The organism is Stenotrophomonas sp. PE591 (genome assembly GCF_018320795.1).
In the GTDB taxonomy this organism is placed as follows: domain Bacteria; phylum Pseudomonadota; class Gammaproteobacteria; order Xanthomonadales; family Xanthomonadaceae; genus Stenotrophomonas; species Stenotrophomonas maltophilia.
Window position 1 is genome coordinate 144,860 of the sequence record NZ_JAAOKO010000008.1, and the last position, 15,544, is coordinate 160,403.

At 66.3% G+C, this 15,544-nt stretch carries 17 protein-coding genes and 1 tRNA gene; 9 read left to right on the plus strand and 9 right to left on the minus strand.

Annotated features, from left to right (window positions below):
• Positions 1 to 103: 103 nt before the first annotated feature.
• The 4 genes from JLDANKMP_RS17460 to JLDANKMP_RS17475 all read right to left on the minus strand — a co-directional run bounded on the left by JLDANKMP_RS17460 (position 104) and on the right by JLDANKMP_RS17475 (position 3,283).
• Positions 104 to 1,525, minus strand: a complete 1,422-nt coding sequence (locus tag JLDANKMP_RS17460; protein ID WP_012481115.1) for a M28 family peptidase — start codon at positions 1,523 to 1,525, stop codon at positions 104 to 106.
• A 225-nt stretch (positions 1,526 to 1,750) separates the two neighbouring features.
• Positions 1,751 to 2,155 (minus strand): large-conductance mechanosensitive channel protein MscL, encoded by a 405-nt coding sequence (gene mscL / locus JLDANKMP_RS17465; RefSeq protein WP_014038282.1) that lies wholly within the window; start codon positions 2,153 to 2,155, stop codon positions 1,751 to 1,753.
• A 54-nt stretch (positions 2,156 to 2,209) separates the two neighbouring features.
• Positions 2,210 to 2,926 carry a fumarylacetoacetate hydrolase family protein gene (locus tag JLDANKMP_RS17470; RefSeq protein WP_212561740.1) on the minus strand — a complete coding sequence of 239 codons (717 nt, stop codon included), beginning with the start codon at positions 2,924 to 2,926 and terminating at the stop codon, positions 2,210 to 2,212.
• A 75-nt stretch (positions 2,927 to 3,001) separates the two neighbouring features.
• Entirely contained in the window at positions 3,002 to 3,283 is a 282-nt protein-coding gene (locus tag JLDANKMP_RS17475; RefSeq protein ID WP_005410817.1) for a hypothetical protein, read from the minus strand.
• A 178-nt stretch (positions 3,284 to 3,461) separates the two neighbouring features.
• Here JLDANKMP_RS17475 and JLDANKMP_RS17480 point away from each other — a divergent pair, with 178 nt between their 5' ends.
• Positions 3,462 to 3,797: a Rieske (2Fe-2S) protein gene (locus JLDANKMP_RS17480; RefSeq protein WP_212561741.1), complete on the plus strand. Its 336-nt coding sequence runs from the start codon at positions 3,462 to 3,464 to the stop codon at positions 3,795 to 3,797.
• A 381-nt stretch (positions 3,798 to 4,178) separates the two neighbouring features.
• On the opposite strand, the gene JLDANKMP_RS17485 is transcribed toward JLDANKMP_RS17480, so the two are convergent.
• The 4 genes from JLDANKMP_RS17485 to thiS form a co-directional block, all read right to left on the minus strand.
• Positions 4,179 to 6,026, minus strand: coding sequence for an SLC13 family permease (locus tag JLDANKMP_RS17485; protein WP_005414317.1), 1,848 nt, complete (start codon positions 6,024 to 6,026; stop codon positions 4,179 to 4,181).
• A 27-nt stretch (positions 6,027 to 6,053) separates the two neighbouring features.
• The gene (gene trmB / locus JLDANKMP_RS17490; RefSeq protein WP_005410814.1) at positions 6,054 to 6,788 is read right to left on the minus strand and encodes a tRNA (guanosine(46)-N7)-methyltransferase TrmB; all 735 of its coding nucleotides are present in this window, start codon (positions 6,786 to 6,788) and stop codon (positions 6,054 to 6,056) included.
• Positions 6,788 to 7,582 carry a thiazole synthase gene (locus JLDANKMP_RS17495; RefSeq protein WP_005410813.1) on the minus strand — a complete coding sequence of 265 codons (795 nt, stop codon included), beginning with the start codon at positions 7,580 to 7,582 and terminating at the stop codon, positions 6,788 to 6,790. The genes trmB and JLDANKMP_RS17495 overlap by 1 nt, the downstream gene beginning before the upstream one ends.
• A gap of 151 nt (positions 7,583 to 7,733) precedes the next feature.
• Positions 7,734 to 7,934 carry a sulfur carrier protein ThiS gene (gene thiS, locus JLDANKMP_RS17500; protein WP_005410812.1) on the minus strand — a complete coding sequence of 67 codons (201 nt, stop codon included), beginning with the start codon at positions 7,932 to 7,934 and terminating at the stop codon, positions 7,734 to 7,736.
• A gap of 206 nt (positions 7,935 to 8,140) precedes the next feature.
• Here thiS and JLDANKMP_RS17505 point away from each other — a divergent pair, with 206 nt between their 5' ends.
• The 4 genes from JLDANKMP_RS17505 to JLDANKMP_RS17520 all read left to right on the plus strand — a co-directional run bounded on the left by JLDANKMP_RS17505 (position 8,141) and on the right by JLDANKMP_RS17520 (position 12,126).
• The gene (locus JLDANKMP_RS17505; RefSeq protein ID WP_043034314.1) at positions 8,141 to 9,994 is read left to right on the plus strand and encodes an autotransporter domain-containing esterase; all 1,854 of its coding nucleotides are present in this window, start codon (positions 8,141 to 8,143) and stop codon (positions 9,992 to 9,994) included.
• A gap of 114 nt (positions 9,995 to 10,108) precedes the next feature.
• Positions 10,109 to 10,182 (plus strand) — tRNA-Gly (locus JLDANKMP_RS17510).
• Between the two features lie 310 nt (positions 10,183 to 10,492).
• Positions 10,493 to 10,897 (plus strand): DUF805 domain-containing protein, encoded by a 405-nt coding sequence (locus JLDANKMP_RS17515; RefSeq protein WP_212561742.1) that lies wholly within the window; start codon positions 10,493 to 10,495, stop codon positions 10,895 to 10,897.
• Between the two features lie 74 nt (positions 10,898 to 10,971).
• Positions 10,972 to 12,126 (plus strand): hypothetical protein, encoded by a 1,155-nt coding sequence (locus JLDANKMP_RS17520; protein WP_212561759.1) that lies wholly within the window; start codon positions 10,972 to 10,974, stop codon positions 12,124 to 12,126.
• On the opposite strand, the gene JLDANKMP_RS17525 is transcribed toward JLDANKMP_RS17520, so the two are convergent.
• Positions 12,127 to 12,564, minus strand: coding sequence for a thioesterase family protein (locus JLDANKMP_RS17525; RefSeq protein ID WP_005414313.1), 438 nt, complete (start codon positions 12,562 to 12,564; stop codon positions 12,127 to 12,129).
• A 128-nt stretch (positions 12,565 to 12,692) separates the two neighbouring features.
• On the opposite strand from JLDANKMP_RS17525, the gene rimK reads away from it, so the two are divergent.
• The 4 genes from rimK to JLDANKMP_RS17545 all read left to right on the plus strand — a co-directional run bounded on the left by rimK (position 12,693) and on the right by JLDANKMP_RS17545 (position 15,540).
• Positions 12,693 to 13,571: a 30S ribosomal protein S6--L-glutamate ligase gene (gene rimK / locus JLDANKMP_RS17530; RefSeq protein ID WP_005410807.1), complete on the plus strand. Its 879-nt coding sequence runs from the start codon at positions 12,693 to 12,695 to the stop codon at positions 13,569 to 13,571.
• Between the two features lie 246 nt (positions 13,572 to 13,817).
• Positions 13,818 to 14,294 (plus strand): hypothetical protein, encoded by a 477-nt coding sequence (locus JLDANKMP_RS17535; protein WP_005410806.1) that lies wholly within the window; start codon positions 13,818 to 13,820, stop codon positions 14,292 to 14,294.
• 89 nt (positions 14,295 to 14,383) lie between these two features.
• Positions 14,384 to 14,854, plus strand: a complete 471-nt coding sequence (locus JLDANKMP_RS17540; RefSeq protein ID WP_005410805.1) for a hypothetical protein — start codon at positions 14,384 to 14,386, stop codon at positions 14,852 to 14,854.
• 8 nt (positions 14,855 to 14,862) lie between these two features.
• Positions 14,863 to 15,540 carry a response regulator transcription factor gene (locus tag JLDANKMP_RS17545; protein ID WP_005410804.1) on the plus strand — a complete coding sequence of 226 codons (678 nt, stop codon included), beginning with the start codon at positions 14,863 to 14,865 and terminating at the stop codon, positions 15,538 to 15,540.
• The last annotated feature ends 4 nt before the right edge of the window (positions 15,541 to 15,544 follow it).

Sequence of the window (15,544 nt, forward strand, 5' to 3'; positions counted from 1 at the left end):
CCCTGCCGGGTTCCTGAGTCAGGACCCGCCTTGGTGGGTGCGAACCTTGGTTCGCACCGCTCCTGCCGCTGCGCTCGCCGGGCATGGCCCGGCGCTTACCGCATCATTCGTTCGGCGGCGTGGTCGCCTTGGCTTCGCTGCCGAAACTGCCATCGGCTTCCGCCGCCAGGTACGCGAACACCGTATACGCGGCCACGTTCTGCGCCAGCGCCTTCGGGTCGATCTTGTCCAGCGTGTCGTCGGCGGTGTGGTGCAGGTGGAAGTAGTCCGAGCCGTCCTGCGCCAGCCACGCCCACGCACCGCCCTTGGCGGCCAGCGGGCCGACGTCCGGGCCCGGGCCACCCTTGTCGGCCTGGTACTCGATGCCCAGCGGCTTCATCACTTCGGCAATCTGCTTCGTCGCTTCACGTGAGCCTTCCGGATTCGGTGAACCGGTATTGAAGGCGTAGATGCGGCCTGCGCCGAAGTCGCTCTCGGCGGCCAGCTGGTGCAGGGCCACGTCCTTGGCGTGTGCCTCGGCATAGGCCTTGCCGCCGTAGAGGCCCTGTTCCTCGTTGGCGAAGGCGATCACGCGGATGGTGCGCTTCGGTGCCTGCTTGAGCTGGCCGATCAGGTGGCCGGCGGCCATGGTGATGCCCACGCCCGCGCCGTCATCCACGGCGCCGGTGCCCAGGTCCCACGAATCCAGGTGACCACCGATCACCACCACTTCCTTCGGCAGGCTGCGGCCGGTGATCTCGCCGATCACGTTGTACGAGGTGGCGGTGCCGTCCCAGCCGCAATCCAGTGCCACCTTCACCGTGGTGCTGCCACGCGCCAGCAGGCGGGCCAGTTGGTCGGCATCGGGCACCGACAGCGCGGCCGACGGCACCGGGGTCAGGCCGTCATCGAAACGGGTGATGCCGGTGTGCGGCACGCGGTGGGAGTCGGTGCCGGCCGAGCGCATCAGGAAGCCGACCGCGCCCTTGCGGATCGCTTCTGACGGTCCCTTGCTGCGGATTGCACCGCCGCGGCCGTAGTCGCGGCCATCGCGGAACGGCAGCATCTGGTAATCGACGAAGGCGATCTTGCCCTTCAGCGAACCGGCGGGTGCCGCCTGCAGGGCGGCCAGATCGGCGAAGCGCACCACCTCCGCTTCCACCGTGCCGCCCGGGCTGCCGCCCAGCGCAGTGATCTGCAGCGGCTGCGGGTTCCTGCCGGTCACGGCAGCGTGTTCACTGCGGCGCTCCCACTTCGGGAAGGTCACCGGTTCCTTCCACACCTTGTCGAAGCCCAGTGCCTTGAACTTGGCTTCGGCCCAGGCCACGGCGCGGGCGTCGGCCTCGCTGCCGGCGATGCGCGGGCCGATTTCGGTGGTGAGCGATTCGACCACCTTCCAGCCGGTGTCATCGGCCAGCGCCTGGTCGCGCAGCTGCGCGGCGGTGGCCAGCGACGCCGGGGGCAGGGTGGTGGTATGCGGCGCCGCGAAGGCCGGGGCGGCCAGCAGGGCGAGGGAGGATGCGATGGCAAGGACGCGGCGACGCATGGACAACTCCGGGAAGGGACCTAAGCCTTGGAGCTTAACAGTCGTTCAGCCCGGCGCATGGGCGGGAGGTCATGGCTGGCGCGAACGCTGTTTTCCGCCATGTCCGGCAAAGCGAAAGCCCCGCCGGAGCGGGGCTTTCGCGCAGTCGCGGTAGTGCCGGCCGCTGGCCGGCTTCCGTATGTGCTGGCCTTGCCGGCCAGCGGCCGGCACTACCGTTCTGCCGCCTTATTTCTTCAGGCTGTCGCGGATCTCGCGCAGCAGCACCACTTCCTCGGCCGGTGCGGCCGGTGCAGCCTCCTGCTTGCGCGACAGGCGGTTGATCGCCTTGACCACGATGAAGATGGCGAAGGCCACGATCACGAACTGGATGATGGTATTGATGAAGTCGCCGTAGCCAACCACCACGGCCGGAATCTCCTTGCCATCCGGACCCAGGTGGGCCGGCGACAGGGTCCAGGCCAGGCTGGAGAAGTCCACGCGGCCGATCAGGTAGCCCAGCGGCGGCATGATGATCTTCTCGACCAGCGCCGTCACGATCTTGCCGAAGGCCGCGCCGATCACCACGCCGACGGCGAGGTCGATGACGTTGCCGCGCATCGCGAATTCCTTGAACTCGGTGAGCATTCCCATTGTTGTTTTTCTCCGGTGGGGAAGTGGACAGCGCGCAGGGTAGCGCAGGTAATGTCAGCCGGCGATCACGCCGTGGCGCTCGGCCACATTTTCCAGGCGCGCGCTGAAGCGGTCGCCGGGCTTCAGTGCAGCCACGCCTGACGGGGTGCCCATGAACACCAGGTCGCCGGCACGCAGCTGCCACAGCTTGGACAGCTCGTGCAGGATCTCCGGCACGTTCCAGATCATCTGGTCCAGCAGCGCCTGCTGGCGCACCTCGCCGTTGACCTCCAGCGACAGGTTGAGCGCGGCCAGGTCGCCGACCTCTTCGGCGTGGACGATTTCGCTGATCGGCGCGGAGGCATCGAAGCCCTTGGCCGCATCCCACGGGTGGCCCTTGTCCTTGGCCGCAGCCTGCAGGTCGCGGCGGGTCAGGTCCAGGCCGACGGCGTAGCCGTAGACCAGCGCGTCGGCGTCGGCCACGGCCAGCTCGCCTGCGGGCGCGTCGCGGCCGATCGCCACCACCAGCTCCACTTCGTGGTGCAGGTTGGCGGTCGCCGGCGGGTAGGGGATGGCGTCGTCATGGCCGACCACGATCGCATCGGCCGGCTTGCTGAAGAACATCGGGCGGCCACGGTCATCGGCCGCCGGCACAGCCGCGCCCATTTCGCGGGCGTGGTCGGCGAAGTTGCGGCCGACGCAGTAGATGCGGTGCACGGGGAAACTGCCACCACCCACCACCGGTACACGCGGCAGGGCTACGGCAGGGATCACATCGGGGACATCGGACATGCGGGCATCCAGGAAGGGCGTGCCCGCAGTCTAGAACGCATGGCGCCCGCCGTCAGCGGGCGCGGAAGACCCGGATCAGCGCGAGGCCGGCAGCACCGGCTTGCGCACCACGCGGTACTCGCCTTCGACCACGGTCGGATCAACCGGACGAGCAACGCCCGGCTTGCGCGAGGCCAGCAGCTTCCACGCCAGGCCGACCAGGATCATCGCTGCACCGACGAACACGCCGATGAACACCATCGCGGCCAGGATCGCCAGGCCAAGCAGGCCCACGGCAACGCGCACCAACGGATGGCGCGGCTTGCGCGGCGCGAACAGGGTGCGGAACTGGTTGAAGGCGGATGCGCGATTGAACATGGCGGCTCGATAGGCTGGGATCAGCGAAACCAGAGTATCGGGACGCGCCACTGTCATTGAGTGAAAAACTCGTTAAATATAGCCTGTGCTTATTACGGATCAATGACTTGTGTTCATGTCGCAGCCAGTCACCTGAGTGGGCGTGCGACAATGCGGGTTTACTGTCCGAGCCTTCGCCATGACTGCCCCTGCCGCCCTGATCGCCCTTGATGCCATTGCCGATGGCGCGTTTGCCGAGGTCGAAGCGGTGGTTGATGGCGATGCCGAATCGCTGGTGCTGTACCGCGACGGTGCGCAGGTGCGCGCGTTCCTGAACATCTGCCCGCACGCCGGCCGCCGCCTGGACTGGGCCCCGGGCCAGTTCCTGAAGAGCCGTGAAGGCCACCTGGTCTGCGCCGCGCATGGCGCCTCGTTCGCGCTGGACAGCGGCGACTGCGTCGCCGGCCCGTGCAAGGGCGACCGCCTGCGCGTGGTGCCGGTAGACGTGCGCGACGGGCAGGTTTACCTGGCTTGAGGCAACCGGTGTGCGAACCAAGGTTCGCACCCACAGGATCAATGGGTATCCACATCAATGGGTATCCAGAGATTCATCCACGCATGGCGTGGATCCACGGTGTCGACCAAGTCGACAGCTACCAGAGCGAGATCGGTGCCGACCAACGGTCGGCACCCACCACCAGCCTCGTGAAACTGTCGAAGGCGAGGTGGGTCCGGTTGCGGGGGTGTGAGCCGCATGGATGCGGCGATCGAGCTTACATGGACGTACTTGCAGCGTCCCCCGCAACCGGACCCACCCCGCCATCCCACGGAATGCACGCTTTTGCCGTTGATGTTGCCGGCCAGCGGCCGGCACTACCGGGGTGCAGGGCGCAGCCCTGCCAACAAACCCCACCCCTCAGAACATCAGATTGATCATCAACACCACCACGCAGGTGTAGATCAGCGACAGCGGGCCGCCGACCCGCCACATCTCGCGCGGGGTGTAGTTAGCCGGGCCGGTGATCATCGAGATCACCGGGTTGGAGGCCGTCATCAGATTGTTGGACGCCGACAGCGCCACGATCAGCGCGAACGCGGTCGGGTTGCCGCCCGCCGCCAGTGCCAGGTTCACCGCGATCGGCACCATCACGATGGTCGCGCCCACATGGCTGATCACCAGCGAGAACGCCGTGGTCAGCAGCGCCAGCGCCACCTCCAGCACCCACACCGGGATGCCGGTGGGCAGCTTGTCGATGGTATGGCCGGCCACCCACGCCGCCGCACCACTGGAGTCCATCGCCCAGCCGAGCGGGATCAGCCCGGCCATCATGAACACCGTCTTCCAGTTGATCGAGGCATAGGCCTCGTCCATGCGCAGAACACCGGTCAGCAGCATGCCGGCCACGCCGGTCATCAGCGTCAGCGCCACCGGCAGCTTGCTGGTCAGCGCGATCAGGATGGTCAACGCGAAGATCGCCATGGCGATCTTGAATTTGTGCGGGCGTTGTTCGCCGGTCGGGTAGTCGGTCACCACCACGAAGTCGCGGCTCTTGGCCGCCTGTGCCAGGTCGGTCCAGATGCTGTGGAAGACCAGCATGTCGCCTGCACGCAACTGCACGTCGCGCGCGTCCTCGCGGATCACCTGCTTGTCGCGGTTGATCGCCAGCAGGCTGATGCCGCGCTCCTTGCGCAGGCGCAGGTCGGCCGCGCTCTTGCCGATCACGTTCGAGGTCGGCGGTACCACCGCCTCGGAAATACCGGCGCGGCTCGGGTTGAACAGGTCACCCAGGTGCTTCAGGCGCGAAGACATGCGCAGGAACTGGTTCTGCGCGAAGTCGTTGATCTGCTCGCGCGGACCCATTGCGCCGAGCACGCTGCCCACCCAGATGCGCATCTCCGCCGGCGGCGCCAGGCGGGTGTCATTGCCGGTTTTCAGGGCCAGCAGCAGCGGGGCATCGTGCAGGTTCTCGGCCTCGCCCAGGGTCATGCCGACCAGCGGGCTTTCGGCACTGACCACCAGCTCGAACACATCGCCTTCAATGCCATAGGTCTTGGCGAAGTAGCTTTCGGTGCGCGCCGGGGTGACCCCGTCGTTGGCCAGGTTCTCTTCCTCGATCAGCTTGCGGTCGCCGTAGTAGCGGAAATACAGCAGCGAGGCGATCAGCAGCGCCACGCCGATCGGCAGCGGCGCGAACATGCGCAGCGGCTCGATGGTGGCCAGGCCCGAGGGCAGGTTGTTGTTGGCCGAGGCCAGCAGGTCGTTCAGCAGGATCAGCGGTGAATTGCCGACCATGGTCAGCGCACCGCCCATCACGATCGCCGCCGAAATCGGCAGCAGCAGGCGCTGCAGGGTCAGGCCGGTGCGCGCTGCCAGTCGCGAAGCCACCGGCAGGTACAGCGCCATCACCGACGGGTTCTGCATGAAGGACGAGTTCAGGCCGGCAATGGCGGTGGTCATCATCAGCAACCGCTGCTCGACGCCATGACCGCGTCGCAGCAGCCACGCGGCCAGCCGGTTCAGCGCCCCGGTGCGGTCCAGGCCGGCACCGAGGATGGTGGTGGCGATGATGCTCATCACCGCGTTACCGGAGAAGCCGCCGAAGATTTCCTCCGGCGCGATCAGCCCGGTGACACCGAGCACCACCAGCACCACCAGCGCGACCACGTCGGCGCGGATGCGTTCGAACAGGAACATCGCCATCGTGAAGCCGACCAGCCCGAGCACGAGCTTCATGTCGTTGGTCAGCGTCAGCGCGGTATCCATGTGGGGCGCGGCGTCCTCAGGCGATCGTCAGGTGCGGTCGTACAGCAGGTCCCAGACGCCATGGCCGAGTTTCTGGCCGCGGGTCTCGAAGTGGGTCTGCGGGCGCCAGTCCGGGCGCGGCACGCTGCCACGCGGGCCGGCACGGTTGACCAGGCCGGCGGTGGCATCGAGCACGTCCCACATCTGCTCGGCGTAGTCCTCCCAGTCGGTGGCACAGTGCAGGCGACCGCCCGGGCGCAGCTTGCGCACCAGCAGTTCGGCGAACGCCGGCTGCAGCAGGCGGCGCTTGTTGTGGCGCTTCTTGTGCCACGGGTCCGGGAAGTAGATGCGCACTTCATCGAGCGCGCCATCGGCGATCTCGTTCTGCAGCACTTCCACCGCGTCGTGGTGGTACAGGCGCACGTGGTCGGCGTTGTCGTCGGCCAGCGCGTTCAGCAGCCGGCCCACGCCCGGGGCGTGCACTTCGATGCCGATGTAATCGCGCGACGGGTCGTGCTGGGCGGCGAAGCGCAGCGCGGCACCGTTGCCGAAGCCGATTTCCAGCACCTTGTGTGCCGGGCGGCCGAAGGTGGCGTCCAGGTCACGCGGCTGGCCGGTGTAGTCGAGGCCGAAGCGCGGCCAGCGCTCGTCGAACGCGCGCTGCTGGGCGGGGGTGAAGCGGCCTTGGCGCAACACGAAGCTGCGCACCTCGCGGCGGCCCTCGCTTACGGTGAAGGGCTTGGGCGGAGCCTTGGAACCGGCGCTGTCGAAAGGATTGGTCATCAGCCGATCAGCCCATCCACCGGGGAGGAGGCGCTGGCGTAGCGCTTGCGCGGGATGCGCCCGGCCAGGAAGGCCTCGCGGCCGGCCTCGACCGCCTTGCGCATGGCACTGGCCATCAGCACCGGGTGGCGCGCACCGGCAATGGCCGTGTTCATCAGCACGCCGTCGCAGCCCAGCTCCATCGCAATCGCGGCATCCGACGCGGTACCGACGCCGGCGTCGACGATGATCGGCACCTTGGCGTCTTCGATGATCTGCAGCAGGTTGTACTTGTTCTGGATGCCCAGGCCCGAACCGATCGGCGCGGCCAGCGGCATCACTGCGGCGCACCCGATTTCTTCCAGGCGCTTGGCCAGGATCGGATCGTCAGAGGTGTAGACCATCACCTCGAAGCCGTCCTTGACCAGCTGCTCGGCAGCCTTGAGGGTCTGCACCACGTCCGGGTACAGGGACTTCTGGTCGCCCAGCACTTCCAGCTTGGTCAGGTTATGGCCGTCCAGCAGCTCACGGGCCAGGCGGCAGGTGCGCACGGCGTCTTCGGCGGTGTAGCAGCCGGCGGTGTTGGGCAGGATGGTGTAGCGCTCCGGCGGCAGCACGTCGAGCAGGTTCGGCTCACCCGGGTTCTGCCCGATGTTGGTGCGGCGGATCGCCACGGTGACGATCTGGGCGCCCGCGGCCTCGGTGGCCAGGCGGGTTTCTTCCAGATCCTTGAACTTGCCGGTGCCGGTCAGCAGCCGCGAGCCATAGGTCTTGCCGGCGATCACCAGCGAATCGGGGGAGACATGAACGTTCATGGCGCGATTATCGCCTATCCGCCTGAAGATGGGATCACGCAAGGCGGTGCTGTCCGCAGGAGGGCGAGGGTAGTGCCGGCCGCTGGCCGGCACATGCAGGGTGCCTGACAGCGTCGGATTGCCGGCCAGCGGCCGGCACCACCCGGAGGTCTCAGCCCCCGCCCAACGCGTGCACGATCTCCACCACGTCGCCTTCGGCCAGGACGTGCTCGCCGTGGCGGCTGCGGCTGACGATCTCGCCGTTGACCTCGACCGCCACCCGGCGCTGCAGCAACTGTTCGGCCTCGAGCAGGTCGTGGAGGGTTGCCGAAGCGGGCAGGGCGCGGGGTTCGCCATTGAGCTGGATGTTCATCCGTGCATTGTCGCCGATAGCCCGCCGGGATCGGAACACTTGCAAATTGAACGGGGCGCCAGCTCCGGCACAGCAGGTTTCCCGGCGATCGGGCGACAATCCATGCGGCGGCGCAGCGTGAGCAAAACGCGGCGCAGTGAAACCATTCACCGTGCGCCGGCGTACGTCCGCCGGGTCCTCAACGATATCCCCACAGGAGTTTTTTCATGCTGCTCAGCAAACGCCCGATCCGCACCCTGATGGCGGCCGCGATCGCGCTGGCCGCGCTTCCGGCCATGGCAGGCGAATCCCCGTATTCCAAGGCCGTGTTCTTCGGCGACAGCCTGACCGATGCCGGCTATTTCCGCCCGCTGCTTGATCCGGGCGTGCAGCCGGTCACCGGTCAGTTCACCACCAACCCGGGCTGGGTGTGGTCGCAGCAGGTCGCCAATTACTACGGCCTCAACGGCGGTGCCAACGGCAACGGCCAGAAGGGTGACAACTATGCTGTCGGTGGCGCCCGCGTATCGGTCGACGAAGCGGGTGGCCTGGGTGCCATTCCGTCGCTGAAGTCGCAGGCCGCCCGTTACCTTGCCGCAAATGGCGGCAAGGCTGACGGTAACGCGCTGTACACCGTCTGGGGAGGCGCCAATGATTTGTTCGCGGCCACCCGTGCGGCGGCAGGCGGCGCGTCCCAGGCCCAGGTGCAGGGCATCATCGGCGCAGCGGTCACGGACCAGATCGCACTGGTGGGGGCACTGAAGCAGGCCGGCGCCCAGTACGTGCTGGTTCCGAACCTGCCGGACGTGGGCATCACTCCGCAGTTCCGTGGTCCCAATGCCGCCGCCGCCACCGCACTGTCGGCCGGCTACAACAAGGCCCTGTACGGTGGCCTGAAGCAGGCCGGCATCGAGTTCATCCCGCTTGATACCTTCAGCATCCTGCGCGAAGTAACCGCCAACCCGGCGATGTACGGCTTCACCAACGTCACCAGCACCGCCTGCAAGATCGATCCGAACAACGCCACTGCAAGCATCATTGGCTGCAACCCGACCAGCTACGTCAGCCCGGATGCGGCCAACACCTATCTGTTCGCCGATGGCGTGCATCCGACCACGGCGGGCCACCAGCTGCTGGGCCAATACGCGGTCTCGGTGCTGGAAGCCCCGCGCCTGCAGCAGGTGCTGAGCCACTCGGCACAGACCATCGGTCGTTCGCGTGCCGATCAGGTCAGCATGCACCTGGGCGGTCGTCCGGCCGACGGCCTGTCCTGGTGGGGCGGCGTCCGCGGTGACCTGCAGCGCTACGACCACGCGGATCTGTACGACGGCCTGGCGCCGGCCGGCCTGTTCGGCATCGACTGGGCGCGCGACGGCATGGTGGTCGGCGGCTTCGCCGGCTTCGGCCGCCTCAACGCCGACTTCGGCAACAGCCGTGGCGATTTCACCCAGAAGGACACCACCGCCGGTCTGTTCGCCGGCTGGTACGGCGATCGCATCTGGGTGAACGGCCAGGTCAGCTACACCTGGCTGTCGTATGACGTGAACCGCAAGGTCCAGCTCGGCCCGGCCACCCGCGAGCACGGTGGTTCGCCGGACGGCAGTAACCTGACCGCCGCCCTGAACGCCGGTTACGAGTTCGGCACCGAAGGCGGCTTCCGCCACGGCCCGATCGCTTCGGTGATCTGGCAGAAGGTGAAGATCGATGGTTACACCGAAAGCGCTGCGGCCGGCACCCTGGCCACCGCGCTGGGCTACGACCGCCAGAACGTTGATTCGACCGTTGGTCGCATCGGTTGGCAGGCCCGCTTCGATGGCGGCACCCTCAAGCCGTACGCGCAGCTGACCTACGACCATGAGTTCGAAGACACCAAGCAGGGCAGCGCGTGGCTGCAGACCCTGCCGGAACTGGGCAGCTACCGTGTGCCGGGCCTGAAGTTCGACAAGGACTACGCGACCGTCGTGCTGGGCGCCCGCACCGAACTGTTCGGGCTGCAGAGCAACTTCGGCCTGAGCGCTTCGGCCGGGCAGAAGCGTGCCCAGGACGCAACGCTGTTCGCCAACTTCAGCGGCACCTTCTAAGCAGAAACCAGGTGGGGTCGGCCCTCTCGGCAACGAGAGGGCTGTGACCCCGGCCTGATGCGATGGGCACCATTGCGCAACACGGGGCCCAGCGCATAGACTTCCCACCGCAACGCGGGCGTAGCTCAATGGTAGAGCTGTAGCTTCCCAAGCTACTGACGTGGGTTCGATTCCCATCGCCCGCTCCATGTCTCCAGCGGTCTGCATCAGGCAGACGCTCCGCGATATCCGAACCCCGCTTTTCCGCGCATGGATCTCGGTCGAGATGCCCGGTGAATGCCAGGGCTGGACGTGGCTTCGCAAACATCCCTTGGCCGGATCGGTCGAGTCCGAATGCATCCTTGCGCAGAGCCTGCAGGACAGGAACTGCCCCGCTGCAGCTGCGGCTGCTGTGGCCTCCCGGGCCCGGTCGAGCTGCGGAGTTCAGTTGATGCTTGGCTTCGCAATGCTAGAAGATCGTCAGCTGTTGACGCCCAACATCCGTTGCCCGGAGCGTGAATGATCGCTGCACTTGTGCCCATCAGGCGATGCCTTGATTTTTCCGGACGATCCGACCGGCGGGAGTTCTGGTCGTATTCGCTGCTGGCCGGGTTCGTGATGGCGGTGAGCTACAGCGTGATGGATCGCGGTTACTGGCTGGTCGGGTACCTGTCATTGGATTGGGAAACGTCCGAGAGCCTGTGGAAGGTGGGATGGGTCATGACCGTCTGCGCTGTCTTCGTCTTCCTGCCTCCGATGCTGGCCCTGACCGTGAGGAGATTGCACGACATCGACGAGTCAGGCTGGTACACCGTGATCGCGTTCATTCCCTTGGGGGTGTTCGTCCTCTTTCCGGTCATGCTGCTTCCCGGGAGCGAGGAAGAGAATCGATTTGGCGCAGTTCCAGGAGCGCAGGATGCTTGAACCGGCATCGGCCGCAATCGATCGGATCGGCATTGAAGACGTCGACGGTTCGCTGGGGCGCCTCTCTCATCCGCATGTCCCTTGATCGAACCGCCCTGCGGCGCTACACCCAGTGGTTGCCGTTCCTGGCCCTGGTCGCCGTCTGTGTGGCCTGGTGGTCGCCTCTGGGAGTGATTGCCGGCCTTGCCGTGTGCCTTGCGTTGGGGGGCGCGCTGCAGCGAATCGATCTGGTCGGCAATGCCGTGGGCGGTTCACGACTGCGCTCGCGATCGATGAAGCCCTTTGCCGAACGGCCGCCCGCACATGATGTGCTGTTGGATTGGGGCGAGCTGGGCATGGGCGGACCGGCGTACAGCACGCAGATGCTGCGCGATGGCGCCATCGTTGAAGGCGTATCCACTGGAGGCAGTCGTGATGCCAGTGGTGAATGGCAGGACCTGCCGGGAGGCGCGCTGCGCCTGGCCAGCGGGTATGTTGATCGATGCGAAGCAGTGATCGTCTACGACGAGCGCCAAAAGACGGTGCAGGTGCTTGCGGCTGACCCCGGCCAGTTCCGGCAGCAGCTGGGCGAGCGCCTGCAGACCGATGGGGAGGCGGGGGCGGCGTCGTGGCTGCGCAGCCAGTCCGGCGGCGTGACCCAGCTGCATTCCTGCCGAGGCCTGTGGCTGGAGCACGGCCATCCGGCGCTGGCCGCCGGATGGCCGCGGGAGCTGAGGCACGTCCTGCCTGATGCCCGGGTGCTGCGCGCGGTCCCACTGCTTCCCGATGATCTGCGCGTGACTGCGCATCCGGCCCTGTTCGCGTGCATCTGCCCGTATGCCCTTTACCTTGACGACGCCTCCAGTGGTCGCCATGCCTGTGATCTGGAGACCGTGATCGCGAGCCCGTCGGGACGCTGCCTGGTGGTGGCCGGCAGTGTGCTTGATGAAAACCTGCGACCCATCGAGGGCGTGTGGCTTGTCTGCTGGCAGGGTCGTTGGCAAGCCTTTGCCCGTCATGCGATGGGGGGCTTCGGCAAGGCCCGGAGCGTGGCCTGGATCAATGTGATCGATGCTGACGATGACGGCACACTCCAGTGCGAAGCCTATGAGGAACGCTGGGAGTCCGATGCCGTCCATCGAAACCCCACGCGCCACACAGCCTTGGAGCTGCCTGTGGAATGGCGTGAAACCGGGTTGGCGCTGCGCGCCCGGGATGGGCGCTTCAGGCTGCGCCTTCCCTCGCGCTGATCAGGCCTCGGCGGCGCGCGCGCTCGTTTCCCGCAGCGACTGTGCATATTCCTCGGTGAACAGCCCCGACAACGCCTGGCGCTGCTCCGCATCGATCTCGCGCGAGGCGTTGGCCGTGTAGTCGAAATGAACCATCACGCAGCGCCCGCTGGCTACCAGGGCCTCGAACTGGAACGCCTGCTGCACGATCGACAGCGAGGAGCGGCCAATGCTCTCGATCCGGGTCTCGATGCGCACTTCGTGTCCCGCCTGTATCTGCTGCAGGAAGTCGATCTCGTAGCGGCGCAGGATCAGTGCCAGGTCGCGCATGCTGGCCTCGCGGCTGAAATGCCGGAAGATCTCCTGGCGGCCTTCCTCGAACCAGACGGGCAGGGCGGTGTTGGTGACGTGGCCGAGTACATCCACTTCGGAGAAGCGCGGGAATACGGTGATCGACATCGGGTTTCCTTGCGGTCTGGCCTGCCCCGCAGTGTGCCGCCTGCGCCGGAGCAAGCCACGCCGCAGGGCATCATCCACCCGCCACACGCCCGCGCTATGCTGCGCGCCTGCCGCCCGATCCTGCCGCGATGAAGCTCGCCATCCTGTCCCGCAACAGTTCCCTGTATTCCACCCGCCGGCTGGTCGAGGCGGCGCGCGCGCGCGGCCACACCGTGCGCATCCTCGATCCGCTGCGCTGCTACATGCGCATTGCCGCCGATGGCTTTTCGATGCATTACAAGGGCCGGCCGATGACCGGCGTGGACATGGTCATCCCGCGCATCGGTGCCTCGATCACCCGCTATGGCACGGCCGTGCTGCGCCAGTTCGAACTGATGGGTGCACGCACCCCGAATCCGTCCGACGCGATCCTGCGTTCGCGCGACAAGCTGCGCGCACACCAGCTGCTGGCGGCCAAGGGCATCGACATGCCGGTCACTGTGTTCGGCGACAACCCCGACGACACCGTCGACCTGTTGTCCATGCTGGGCCCACCGCCGCATGTGGTGAAGCTCAATGAGGGTACCCAGGGGCGCGGCGTGATCCTTACCGAGAAGGCCAGCGCCTCGCGCGGCATTGTCGAGGCCCTGCGCGGGTTGTACGCCAATTTCCTGATGCAGGAATTCATCGGCGAGGCCAAGGGCGCCGACCTGCGCTGCTTCGTGGTCGGTGACCAGGTGGTTGCCTCGATGCAGCGGCAGGCGCCGGAAGGTGACTTCCGCTCCAACCTGCATGCCGGGGGTACGGCGGTGGCGGCCAAGGCCAGCCGTGCCGAGCAGCAGGTGGCGGTGCGGTCGGCCAAGGCGCTGGGACTGTCGGTGTGCGGGGTGGACCTGATCCGCTCCGCGCGCGGCCCGCTGGTGCTGGAGGTCAATTCAACGCCGGGGCTGGAAGGGATCGAGGCCGCCTGCGGCGTGGACGTGGCCACGCGCATCATCGAGCACGTCGAGAAGCTTAAAAAACCCTGATTATTCAGCGGCTTGAGATTCTCACGGGCGGATGAGGCCGGCTTTAACAAGCCTTTAATCGGCCCACGCGTAGGCTTCAGCGAACCGCAGCTCTGCCTCTCAGCAGGATCGGTATCGGGATACAACTTCAGACCCAGGCGGGGGCACCGCCTGGGTCTTTTTTATGCCTGCCCGCTGTCCCTTGTGGAGGTGGCGTGACGGCCGTAGAGTGGCCCCCATCGTTCCTGGATGGATCGGAGGCTGGCGATGTACCGCATCACGATGATCGCGTTGTTGCTGGGCCTGGCCGGATCTGCTGCGGCCAAGCCGGAGAAATCCGTTGTGCAGATGGACCGGCAGTCGCCGGTGGCCGAGCAGGTGCGCCAGGTCGAAAAAGCCCTGGATGATGGCGATTACAGCGAGATTTCCGCTGATGACCGCAGCACCGTGCGCGAAGCGCTGGCCCGGATCACCGCGCGGATGGGCGGCCACCAGAGCGTGCAGGAACTGCCGCCGCAGGTGCAGGGGGAGGTCTTCAACGACCAGGAGCGGATCAATACCCTGCTCACCCGCGCCCACGAGGACAGCCGGCAGATCTGTCAGCACACGCGCAGTACCGGCAGCAACATGCCCAAAAGCCGCTGCCTGACGGTGGCCGAGCGCCGACGGATCGAGGAAAAGGGCAAGGCGCTGTTGAACGACCAGCGCACCTTCAACAACTTCAACCCTGCCAGCTCGCGGTAGGGCTTCCGCTGCCCCGACCATTGGCACTTGCTGGCGTGAAGGGGGTGCGAATAGAGTCGGGATTCGCCACAGACAAGGATTTGTTTGCCATGAAACAGGCTTTGATGTCGGCCGTCCTGTTGTCAGGACTCGCCCTGGTCAGTACCGCATCGGCATCCAGGGGCAAGGACGTGTTCGTGCCCGGCCAGCCGCTGCAGCAGCAGATCGCGCGTATCGAGGTGGAGCTCAAGGACGGCGAAACCTATTCGGAACTCAAGCAGGACGAGCGCACCCGCGTCAACGACGCCCTTGCACGCATGCGCGCAGCGGTGGAGCAGTACCCGGCACGCGATTCCATGCCTGAACCGGTGCAAACCCAGGTCTTCAACGATCAGCAGGTCGTGAACACGGTTTTGACACAGGCGCGTGAAGATAGTCGTCTAATATGCCAACGTGAAAAGCCCATCGGTTCCAACCGGACCACGACGCAGTGCATGACCGTTGCCGAGCGCGCTCGGCAGAAGGAACGGGCACAGCAGGACATGAGGCAGGTCATGCGCGCCGGCAGTACAGTCAATTAGAGGTGACAGTGAGAATCCTGGTAATCGAAGACAACAGCGACATTGCGGCCAACCTGGGCGACTATCTGGAGGACCGGGGGCATACGGTGGACTTCGCGGCTGACGGGGTCACCGGCCTGCATCTGGCCGTGGTGCACGAGTTCGACGCGATCGTGCTGGATCTCAACCTGCCAGGCATGGACGGCATCGAAGTCTGCCGCAAGCTGCGCAATGAAGCGCGCAAGCAGACCCCGGTGCTGATGCTGACGGCCCGCGATTCGCTGGACAACAAGCTGGCCGGCTTCGATTCCGGTGCCGATGACTACCTGATCAAGCCGTTCGCGCTGCAGGAAGTGGAAGTGCGTCTGAACGCCCTGTCGCGCCGCGGCAAGGGCGTGCAGACCCGCGTGCTGGAAACCGGCGACCTGGAATACAACCTGGATACGCTGGAAGTGCGCCGCCAGGGCAAGCTGCTGCAGCTCAACCCCACTGCGCTGAAGATCCTGCAGGCGCTGATGGAAGCGGCACCGGCGGTGGTGACCCGCCAGGAGCTGGAAACCCGCGTGTGGGGCGAGGAACTGCCCGATTCGGATTCGCTGCGCGTGCATATCCATGGCCTGCGTGCGGTGGTCGACAAGCCGTTTGAAGTGCCGCTGATCCAGACCCGCCATGGCATCGGATACCGCATCGCCACCCCGGAAGCCTGATTCC

What these genes read in the sequence shown, in the direction of transcription:
- JLDANKMP_RS17460 (WP_012481115.1), bottom strand. Translation starts at nt 1,525, where the DNA reads ATGCGTCGCCGCGTCCTTGCCATCGCATCCTCCCTCGCCCTGCTGGCC.
- mscL (WP_014038282.1), bottom strand. Translation starts at nt 2,155, where the DNA reads ATGGGAATGCTCACCGAGTTCAAGGAATTCGCGATGCGCGGCAACGTC.
- JLDANKMP_RS17470 (WP_212561740.1), bottom strand. Translation starts at nt 2,926, where the DNA reads ATGTCCGATGTCCCCGATGTGATCCCTGCCGTAGCCCTGCCGCGTGTA.
- JLDANKMP_RS17475 (WP_005410817.1), bottom strand. Translation starts at nt 3,283, where the DNA reads ATGTTCAATCGCGCATCCGCCTTCAACCAGTTCCGCACCCTGTTCGCG.
- JLDANKMP_RS17480 (WP_212561741.1), top strand. Translation starts at nt 3,462, where the DNA reads ATGACTGCCCCTGCCGCCCTGATCGCCCTTGATGCCATTGCCGATGGC.
- JLDANKMP_RS17485 (WP_005414317.1), bottom strand. Translation starts at nt 6,026, where the DNA reads ATGGATACCGCGCTGACGCTGACCAACGACATGAAGCTCGTGCTCGGG.
- trmB (WP_005410814.1), bottom strand. Translation starts at nt 6,788, where the DNA reads ATGACCAATCCTTTCGACAGCGCCGGTTCCAAGGCTCCGCCCAAGCCC.
- JLDANKMP_RS17495 (WP_005410813.1), bottom strand. Translation starts at nt 7,582, where the DNA reads ATGAACGTTCATGTCTCCCCCGATTCGCTGGTGATCGCCGGCAAGACC.
- thiS (WP_005410812.1), bottom strand. Translation starts at nt 7,934, where the DNA reads ATGAACATCCAGCTCAATGGCGAACCCCGCGCCCTGCCCGCTTCGGCA.
- JLDANKMP_RS17505 (WP_043034314.1), top strand. Translation starts at nt 8,141, where the DNA reads ATGCTGCTCAGCAAACGCCCGATCCGCACCCTGATGGCGGCCGCGATC.
- JLDANKMP_RS17515 (WP_212561742.1), top strand. Translation starts at nt 10,493, where the DNA reads ATGATCGCTGCACTTGTGCCCATCAGGCGATGCCTTGATTTTTCCGGA.
- JLDANKMP_RS17520 (WP_212561759.1), top strand. Translation starts at nt 10,972, where the DNA reads ATGTCCCTTGATCGAACCGCCCTGCGGCGCTACACCCAGTGGTTGCCG.
- JLDANKMP_RS17525 (WP_005414313.1), bottom strand. Translation starts at nt 12,564, where the DNA reads ATGTCGATCACCGTATTCCCGCGCTTCTCCGAAGTGGATGTACTCGGC.
- rimK (WP_005410807.1), top strand. Translation starts at nt 12,693, where the DNA reads ATGAAGCTCGCCATCCTGTCCCGCAACAGTTCCCTGTATTCCACCCGC.
- JLDANKMP_RS17535 (WP_005410806.1), top strand. Translation starts at nt 13,818, where the DNA reads ATGTACCGCATCACGATGATCGCGTTGTTGCTGGGCCTGGCCGGATCT.
- JLDANKMP_RS17540 (WP_005410805.1), top strand. Translation starts at nt 14,384, where the DNA reads ATGAAACAGGCTTTGATGTCGGCCGTCCTGTTGTCAGGACTCGCCCTG.